The 8,858-nt window shown below is 67.6% G+C and carries 8 protein-coding genes; 4 read left to right on the top strand and 4 right to left on the bottom strand.

Going from position 1 to position 8,858, the window contains the following annotated elements; genetic code table 11:
- Both Mth01_RS28645 and Mth01_RS28640 read left to right on the top strand, forming a co-directional pair.
- Positions 1–339: cupin domain-containing protein (locus Mth01_RS28645; RefSeq protein ID WP_204019086.1), on the top strand; the 339-nt coding region annotated here is incomplete at its 5' end.
- Between the two features lie 101 nt (positions 340–440).
- The gene (locus Mth01_RS28640; RefSeq protein ID WP_204019085.1) at positions 441–2,102 is read left to right on the top strand and encodes a hypothetical protein; all 1,662 of its coding nucleotides are present in this window, start codon (positions 441–443) and stop codon (positions 2,100–2,102) included.
- A 207-nt stretch (positions 2,103–2,309) separates the two neighbouring features.
- Here the strand turns inward: Mth01_RS28640 and Mth01_RS28635 are convergent, their stop codons facing one another.
- Both Mth01_RS28635 and Mth01_RS28630 read right to left on the bottom strand, forming a co-directional pair.
- Positions 2,310–2,957, bottom strand: coding sequence for a DUF6461 domain-containing protein (locus Mth01_RS28635; protein ID WP_204019084.1), 648 nt, complete (start codon positions 2,955–2,957; stop codon positions 2,310–2,312).
- A gap of 96 nt (positions 2,958–3,053) precedes the next feature.
- The gene (locus Mth01_RS28630; RefSeq protein WP_204019083.1) at positions 3,054–4,016 is read right to left on the bottom strand and encodes a hypothetical protein; all 963 of its coding nucleotides are present in this window, start codon (positions 4,014–4,016) and stop codon (positions 3,054–3,056) included.
- Between the two features lie 72 nt (positions 4,017–4,088).
- Here Mth01_RS28630 and tnpC point away from each other — a divergent pair, with 72 nt between their 5' ends.
- Positions 4,089–5,693, top strand: a complete 1,605-nt coding sequence (gene tnpC / locus Mth01_RS28625; protein ID WP_204019082.1) for an IS66 family transposase — start codon at positions 4,089–4,091, stop codon at positions 5,691–5,693.
- Positions 5,694–6,016: 323 nt separating this feature from the next.
- Here tnpC and Mth01_RS28620 read toward each other — a convergent pair whose 3' ends face one another.
- Positions 6,017–7,024 (bottom strand): AAA family ATPase, encoded by a 1,008-nt coding sequence (locus tag Mth01_RS28620; RefSeq protein ID WP_204019081.1) that lies wholly within the window; start codon positions 7,022–7,024, stop codon positions 6,017–6,019.
- Positions 7,025–7,118: 94 nt separating this feature from the next.
- Between Mth01_RS28620 and Mth01_RS28615 the strand changes: the two genes are divergently transcribed.
- Positions 7,119–8,291 carry a hypothetical protein gene (locus Mth01_RS28615; protein ID WP_204019080.1) on the top strand — a complete coding sequence of 391 codons (1,173 nt, stop codon included), beginning with the start codon at positions 7,119–7,121 and terminating at the stop codon, positions 8,289–8,291.
- A gap of 59 nt (positions 8,292–8,350) precedes the next feature.
- Here the strand turns inward: Mth01_RS28615 and Mth01_RS28610 are convergent.
- Positions 8,351–8,858 (bottom strand): HAD hydrolase-like protein (locus Mth01_RS28610; protein ID WP_204019079.1); only part of this gene is annotated, 508 nt, incomplete at its 5' end.

Genomic DNA, 8,858 nt, shown 5'->3' with positions numbered 1-8,858 from the left:
ATAACGTCGCATCGGAACTGTCCGGCCGGTTACGCCTTCTTCCTCGACGTTGATGTCAACCGGGAAAGCGAGGGCCCGGGCCATACCGGACGCCGGTGCCTCCCCGGGCGTCCCCGATCTTCTCCTGGATATGAGTGGCTGTACGTCCTGTCCGGCCGGCTGCGGCTGGCCCTCGGCGAGCACGATCTCGTCCTCACCGCCGGAGAGGCCGCCGAGTTCGACACCCGCGTGCCGCACGGGTTCGGCAACGCCGGACCGCAGCCGGTCGAGTTCATCAGCCTGTTCGGCCCGCAGGGCGAGCGGCTGCACGTACGGGCCCGCCCCGCCGCGAAGGGATAAGAAGCCGGACATCCGGAGTTTTTGCGGTTTGACCAAGTGAGAATGGAACGTCAGGATTTTCCCGGCAAATGCCCGTGCCGACCGACCATGGGAAGACCCGCATGTCCCTTCATGCAGCCGTTTTACCGGTTCGCCAGTCCTACTCCCTTTTCTGGTGGTGGTCGGCGGCTCTGCTGACCGTCTGGGAATTCGTTCTGAAGTGGTTGGCCCTGCTCGTTCCCTCGGTGTTGGCGAGCGAGAGCGTCATGTGCGGCTGGACGACCTACGACGACGAGCCCGCATGGAAGGAGGAGTTGACCGCCCGGCTGTGGCAGATCGACGTGTTCGTGTCGCCGGCGATTCCCGTCACCATGGTGCTGTGCATCTGGTTGATCGCCCGCCGGGGTGCCGGCCGTCCTCGCGTACACAAATGGACTGCTTTCACCGGTGTCAGCCTGGTCTGTCTGGATTATGGGTTGACGCGGGCGCTGGCACTGCTGAACCAGATGCCGGAGGAGGCCACCTGCTCGGTGGACCCCGCGACGTTCAACGCTTTTCCCTTGGAATACGTCTGCTGGATATTCGCTCCCGCGGTCTTCATCATGATCGGGGCCTGGGCGGGCATGCGGGCACCGAACCGGCCAGCGCGTCGTCGCCCGTTGCCGTGGCGGCCCATCGCGCTGGTCGCGGTCGTCACGGCCCTGCTGGTCGCCGTGGGCGTGGTGATCGTACGGCTCACCCCGAAGCCGCCGCCTGCCGTCGCGGTGGACGGGACGCCGCACCACGCGCTGGTGCTGACGGGCCACCGCCTGGCCGTACTGGACCTGGTCGAGGGCGGCGGCGAGCCGGACAGGGTCGACGCTCCGGACGACAGGTTCTACCAGTTCACCGCGGTCGTGCGGGACACCGCCCCGGGCCGGTACCTGGCAGCGGTCAGCACCGCCGGGAACGGCGCCTGGGGAGATCGGTCCTCGCGGATCTATCGGATCGCGGTGCACGGGGACGGCGGCGCGGAGATCGGAGAGCGGGTGGGCGGTGCTTACGAAGGCATCATCAAGGACCTGGCCGTCTCGACGCAGGGCCGCATCGCCTACTCGCGCGCAGTGGGGAAGCGGGACGAATTCCTCGAGATCGACAGGACGTTCGTCGGGCTGGTGGACGATCACCGGGAATGGTCGGCCGCAGGCAGCCAGGGTCTCGGCACGTTCCGGGATGGAGGGCTCGGCCTGCACTGGCGGGACCCGGACACGTTGGTCTTCCGGGCGATCCCGCCGAAGGCGGACTCGCCCCGGCTGGTCGCGCTCGACACGCGCCGCCCGGGCACCGACCTGTCCGCCGCCAGAACACTCCTGACCATGGGCGTCTTGGCGGACGGGACCGCGCTCACCGTTCCAGGCGAGACCCGGATGGTGATGTCCCAGGTCGGGGTGGAACGGATCTGGGATCAGCAGCTCGTGGTCGTCGATCCGGCCGAGAAGAAGCCGATCGGCTCGGCCTTCGCCCCGGGGTGCGGAAACCTCGCCGCTTTCACCCTCGACCGGTCCGGCCGCCATCTGCTGGTCTCGGTGGACAACAAGGCCGGTCACTTCGTGGGTGACCCGCCGGAGCCCGCCTGCGGGAACGCCCCGCCGTACCAGGTGTTCCGCGTCGACCTGCGCCCTCCAGCCGGCACCCCGAGGCCCACGCCGCGCGCCGCCTCGTATCCCGGCGACGCCACCCCGCTCAACCTGCCGCAGACCCCCGTATGGAGCGGAAAGTCCAGCGTGTACGGCATCGCCTGGTAAGTAGTCTGATAATCGCCTGAAGAACGAGGAATGCGCCTAGCTAGTCGGCCCAGACGACACGGATGACGACGATCGTTTCGGCCTCGTCATCCGCATGGAAGTGGGTCACGCCGCGCGCACCCGCGCTAGGCGATCCTCGTAGTCGGGGATGGCCGCTTCGATGGGGACGGTGATCGCGGTGCCGTTTGGACGGCGAGGGCGGACTCCTCACACGCCACGGCATGCGGCGCGCGGGCCGCCTGTCGGCGGGTCGTCGGGAACGGGGTTTGTGATGATCCCGCCCAGCAGGAGTTCGTCCTGGATGGCGGGGTCGAAAAGCACTCCCGAGATGCGGCCGGCCAGCGCCAGGACACGCGGGACGGAGTCGCTCACCGATTCGAACTCGTCGGCCGGCTCGGGATCGAGGCCCAGCTCGCGCATGTCCTCGTTGAGTGCGTCGGGGTGGCTGCCCCAGCGTTCCCCGGGCCACTCCGGGCGGAATACCGTACGCACCTCGCCGTCCGCGGCGTGGCCGAAGTGGTGCGAGGCCGCGTAGTCGTGCCGCATGACGGAGACGGCCTCACCGCCGCCGCGGGTCAGCTCCCGCAGCGTCTCGGGCCGGCTCCCCTCCCACCCGCTGAGCTCGAAGGCGATCGTCCACTCGCCGACGCGGGTGACCGTCACCAGGTCGCAGCAGCCGTCGGTCTCCTCGATTCGATCGTAGAAGTCCTCATAATCCACCGGCTGGATGTCCTCGTCGGCCACGCCGAACCGCCTGAGCGTCTCACGCTCGTCGAGGCCCCGTACGAAGGTGACGGTGTAGATCTCCTCCCAGTCGTTCTGCCACGCGTACTCCTCCGGCATGACCTTCCGCATCGGCTCTCCTCGGGTCTCGCCTGTCGATCACGGGGAGTATGGCAGCCGGAACCGACAAAGCCTCGCCACCCGCGGAGCCTCGGCTGGCGGCGGGATCTACCAGGTGATCTCCTCGATCCGCCGCCGGCCGTCGCCCTGCCAGACGGTCTTCTGGGGAAGATCAAGATGTCGGCGGCTGCTGCGCGTGGGAGTCGGCAGGCCTGCCACCCGCTGTAGATCGATTTGGATGAGCTTCTGATCGACCGCGTTGTCGTACATCCCCGGTCCCGTCGCTCTCATGATCTCGTGTCCGACGAGCACATGACGTCCCGTGGCATCCAGCGTCATCGACACGATCTTTCCCTTGGAAGCGCTGAAGACGGTTCCGATCGCCGTCGGTCCCTCGTACAGGATGAGCGACACGGTGTCGTGGACTCCTTCTTCGACCTCCGTGGCCCAGATCGTCCGACCCCCGGCGAGTCGCACCATGCCGTAGGAAGTCAGGTCAGGTGGAACCGGCAGTTTCCCGGTTGCTCCGCTCCTGACATTCACGGTCGGTAGAAAGCCGCCCCCGGCGATGAATTTCTCCCCTTTGGCGTTCGTGCCAAGCGTCCATGGCGGCTCGGCCCTGGAGGGGAAGACGAGTGTGCTCTCGTCTTGCCAGAACAAGCGGTAGGGGTCGTCCACGGGCCACTCGCGGTCGGTCCCCAGGATTCCGGCGAAGGAGAAGTACCTGTCCGCCTTGTCAGCCGTGGACCTGGCGTAGGCGATCTCACCGGTCGGCGACACGGCAATACTGCGGATGACGCCTTCTATCAGTTCCGAGACGGCGTGCTCGACCGTCATTCGCCCCTTCTCATCCATCGCGAGCCGATAGATGCGGGACTTGGCTCCACGAGGGCCGTAGCGCGGATCGGCGGATCCCTTACGCACCACGGTGGCCGCCAGGTAGGTTCCGGGCTCTCTGTCTCGGGCTACCGTCGAATACTCGATCAACCCGCCATCCGGCGAAGGGATCTCCTCCAGAGTCTTCCCAGTGGCGAGATCCACGACCACAGGGAGGCCGTAACCCGTGTCCATTCACAGGTCCTCGTGACCTGCGGCGCTGTCCGGAGTTGATCGGTACGGCCTGATCCGCGATCATGTCGTGTTGTGTCCGATGCCCGATCCCCCCAGGCCGACGCCGAGCAGGCGTGGCGGGCTGCCAACGAGCAGTTGCGCCGGGTGGTGGAGGCCAAGGACGCCGAGATCGCGGCGTTGAAGACGCTGCTCGCCGAGGAGCGAGCAGCCCGGGCTGCTGAACGCGAGGCCGAGGGTGAGGCCCATCGCCGTCTTGAGCTGCGGCTGGCCGAGTTGGAGCGCCGGTTGGGGATGAACAGCGCGAACTCCTCCACCCCGCCGTCGAAGGAGTCGATCGCCGCGAAGGCGAAACGCAAGGCCGAGCGGCAGCGTTCGCAGCGGGAGCGATCGAAGGACCGCAAACCCGGCGGACAACCGGGACATCGCGGGTCGGGTCTGGAACCGGCACGCGGGGGCGAGATCGACGACACTAAGACGGCTGAGCCGCCGGCGGAATGCTCGGGATGCGGTGCTGACCTGGGCGAGCATGGTGTCGCGGCGGGCCGCTCGTGGGGGCAGGTGTGGGACATCCCGCCGATCACGCTGGAGAAAGTGCACTGGCTGCTGCCGAGGATCCGGTGTTCGTGCTGTGCGAAGGTGACGACCGCGGCCCCGCCGTCGGGGCGGGCGGGAACCGTGGTCTATGGGCCGAACGTCAACGCCGCGGCCATCATGCTGTCGTTCTTCGGCAACGTGCCCGTCGAGCGGACCGCGCTGGTGATGGAGGCGCTACTGGGCACCGCGGTCTCCCCAGGGTTCGTGGCACGCGCGCATGAACGACTCGACGGCCGGCTCACCTACGCCGGGTTCGACGAGGTGATGACGGCCGCTTTGCGCGCCGAGGACGTGTTGTGCGGCGATGAGTCGCCGGTCAACGTGCTACGCAAAGACCTCGATGAGACCACCGGCGAGCCCAAGCCGGGACAGCCACACGCGGTGGTCATCCGTACTCCTGATGAGCGGCTGGTCTGGCTGACGGCGATCGGCGCCCGCACCAAGGAAGAACTGAAGAACCTCGGCGTGCTCGACGGCTGGGATGGGATCTTCGTCCGCGACGACTACAAGGGCTGGCACCAGTTCGACGCGAACCTGGGCGGCGTCCAGCAATGCGTCCAGCACCTGTTACGTCACCTGCAGGGCGTGGCCGACCTGCACCCGACCTGGCAGCAGTGGGCCGGCGACGTCCAGCAGGTCCTCAAGGAGGCCCACACCGCCGTCACCGAGGCGCTCGCCGACGGCAAGGACCACCTGGACCCGGTCCTGCTGGCCGAGTTGCGGGCCCGGTACGACGAGGCGGTGCACTGGGGAGAGATCACCAACCGGCACCGCGACTGGCACGAGGGCAACCACCCCGGCTACGTCCTGGCCCGCAGGTTGAAAGACAAGGCCGACCAGGTGTGGACGTTCACCCGCAACCTCGCGGTCCCCTGGACGAACAACGCCAGCGAACAGGCGCTCAAGGGCCCTAAACGGCATCAAGCGGTCTCCGGCTACTGGCACACCATGGCCACGCTCGGCCGCTACTGCCGCGTGCACTCCTACCTCGTCACCGCCAAGGGCCACGGCATCCGCGCCATCGACGCGATCCACGCCGCTCTCGCCGGACGGCCCTGGCTACCAACACCGATCGCCGCCTGACTCCACTCCGCCCCTGAATGGACACCGTAACCCAGCACGAGATGCCTGGTAGCCCCCTCCCATTGTGGGGCTGACGTCATGGCCTTCTCCCTGAACGTCTGAAACGTGATGAACGCGCCCGCACCCAGCGCTATCACGAGGAGCAACCCAAGCAGCAACCATCTGGTCATAGGAGAACGAAGGCGCAAGATGGAGATCCTTTGTCGATGGAATTGGCGAAAGGATAGCGGTCGGCATGAGCCGATTGTTCGCGCTGCTGTTCCACATGAAGACGTACGGCTGCCGACGGCGGCGGCACTGCTCGCTACCGCTCCTGATCCCGGTCAAAGCGGGGGAGAGAACCGCCAGCCCTCGGCGAGCAGGCCGTCCACGGCCCGTACGGCCTGCTCCAGCCGCCCCTCGGGCGTGCCGTCGACGATCACGTGTGGCAGGCCCCTGGATGTGAGTTCGGCGCGGAAGCGCTCGTCCATCTGGTGACGGATGTGTTCGCCGTCGCGCCAGCCGTCCTGTTCGAACGGCACGTCTCTGACCGAGGTGTGGATCCACAGGTCGTGTCGGGCACGTTCATGGATCCGGACCACCTCGGCCGAGACGGCGCCGAGGTAGCGCTCGTGCCAGAGCGAGGTGGCCAGCGCGTCGGTGTCGCACACGAGCAGGGGAGAGCCGCTCCTGGCGGCCGCGTCCTCCCAGGCCAACTGCCGTTCGGCGATCAGGGTGAACTCCGCCGGCTCCCAGCCGAGGTCGTCCAGCCAGGGTTCGGGCTCACCGTTCGTCTTGGCCGCGCGGCGGGCGAGGGCGAGCTTCTCCTCGCAGTAGGTCCTTCCGTACTCGGGGACCCATCGAGTCGAGGCCCACACCCCGCCGCGTGCCGCGTAGTGGGCGGCCAGCGCGCGGGCCAGCGTCGTCGTTCCGCTCGATTCGGCGCCCACGACGACGACGCGGCGGGCCAGGTGGGCGCGGACGGCTGGGCTGAGCCACGTCCAGCAGGCGATCGGGTCCTTGCGCACCCGCGTGCCACTCACCGGGTACGTGCCACGCGCCGAGTCGACGTCGACGTGAACGGCGTCGAACCGGCGGGCCAGCTCTGGACCGTAGCCTTCGGAGGAGAACACCACGTCGACCGCTGGAACGGACCCGTACGCCAGGGCCAGCGCGTGCCGGAACGCATCGACGTGGGCGCTCCAGATCTCCGCGTCCTCGTAGTCGATGTCGACGTCGTCCACCACGGGTGCGATGACCACGTGTGGCTGGGGGTGGGCCTCGCGCAGCCACGCCGTACGCAGGGCAAGGGGAATGCTCTCCACTTGCGGCCTACGGGCGGAGAGAACCATGCGCCATATCCCGACACACACGATGAGAGACCACCAGGAAGGAGCCGGCGGCCACCGTAACCTCGGCAACCGCGTCGGCCATTAGGATCGCGCCATGTCGAGCCGGAAGCAGGTCGCACCCCCAAGGCCTCTCACGACCGGCGACGTGGTGACCGCCTACTCGATGGACCTCGGGGAGTGGACGGCTGCGCAGATCATCCGACTCGATGCCGAGGCGCAGACGGCGGCTGTGCTCGAGCTGGACTGGTCCGGCCCCGAACCGTCGGCCGTGGCTGATCTCGGCGACATCGCCCCTCTCCGGCTCACCCACCACTCATGGAACGGGACGCTGTCCTGTTGCAACCACGAGTGGGTTCTGCCTCGCAGCCACAAGGTCGTCGGAGCGGTGCCTCTGCTCCATGACGGACCGGCGGACAGCTGGGCTTCGGAATGGCGTCTGGGAGACCAGCTCGCTCGGCAGCGGCGGTGGGACAGCGGCGTCGACGAGGACCCGCTCGTGCCATGGAAGGCGGAGTACACCGGCGAGGCGGTCAATGAGTTCCTCAGCCAACCAGCAGCACCACGCTCAGAGATCAAGCAGCTGACGATCAGCGACATCGACTCCCTCGACTGCGGCCGGCTGGTCCAGCGCTTCCCGGCCTTGATCGAGCTCTACCTGTACGGACGCCTCGGCCTGCTTTCAGCCGCGGACGGTCTCAACGAGCTCATCTCTCTTCGGCGGATCCACATCGTCGACCTGTTCGGGATGACCAAGGAAGACCGCCTGACGCCGCGTCGGGTGCCTGAGCTGGAATCGGTGTTCCTTCAGGGCATCCCGGCCGAGTACGCCTCGGCGATGCGTACGACTTGGCGTCCGGAGATCCCCGCGGGCACCTCCGTGTCCATCTACGATGCCCGAAAGCCCGAATGGGTCGAGGAGAACCGGAACAACCCGTTGCGCGACTGGGACGGCCGCGACCAGATCAGCACCGCCACGTACAAGAGGGCCGTCGCCCAGTTCAAGATGACGCGGAAGGCGATCCTGGAGGCGCTTGCTGAAGAGCCCGCCGACGTCCGGTCAATCCGGATGGAAGAGATCGGACGCGCTTACGGAGAGGCTTTCAACCGGCTCGACCGCCGATCGGGCTTCATCGAGACCGTCGAACGTGAAGAACTCTTCGCCGCCCTCGACCACATCATGGACGAAGCCGAAGCACTCCACGGCCCCGGCCTCGGCGACGCTCGCGACGGCCTCGTCTCCGGCGTGGAATCCGTCCGAGACTGGTAGTGGCGCGCCCCGCTGAGTTGCGTCGGAAACATGGTCGGAACCGAGGGCTCGCCGGTTGATCATTCGTCGAGGATGGAGCGGATGACGGCGGGGGTGTCGGCGAGGTCGTGGAGGACGGCGTCGGCGCCTGCTTCGCGGAGCGTGGCCGCGTCGTAGGTTCCGGTGGCGACGGCGACCACGCGGGCGCCGCCCACGTGTCCGGCCAGGATGTCGTTGGGGGTGTCGCCGATGAGGACGGTGTTGCCCGGCGTGAACGGCTGGCCGTACTTGCGGGTGGCACGTTCCTGCGACGGCCGTACCAGCTCGGGGCGTTCCTCGTGGTCCATGCCGTACGCGCCGACTTCGAAGTCCACGAAATGGTCGAGTTCGAAGGTCTTGAGCTTGCCGATCGCGACCGGTTCGATGTTGCCGGTGAGCACCGATTGGACGACGTCCGTACGGCCGGCGAGGGCGGCCAGCGCCTCGCGTGCGCCGTCCAGGACCCGGCCGTGCTCCTTGATCGCCGCTTCGTACGTCAGGAACGTCTCGGCCAGCGCGAGGCCGAACGTGGCGAGCAGTTGGTCGGAG

The organism is Sphaerimonospora thailandensis, assembly GCF_016863115.1.
Classification (GTDB): Bacteria; Actinomycetota; Actinomycetes; order Streptosporangiales; family Streptosporangiaceae; genus Sphaerimonospora; species Sphaerimonospora cavernae.
The sequence above is the reverse complement of the archived record's forward strand: the minus strand, read 5'-3'. Positions and strand labels throughout refer to the sequence as shown.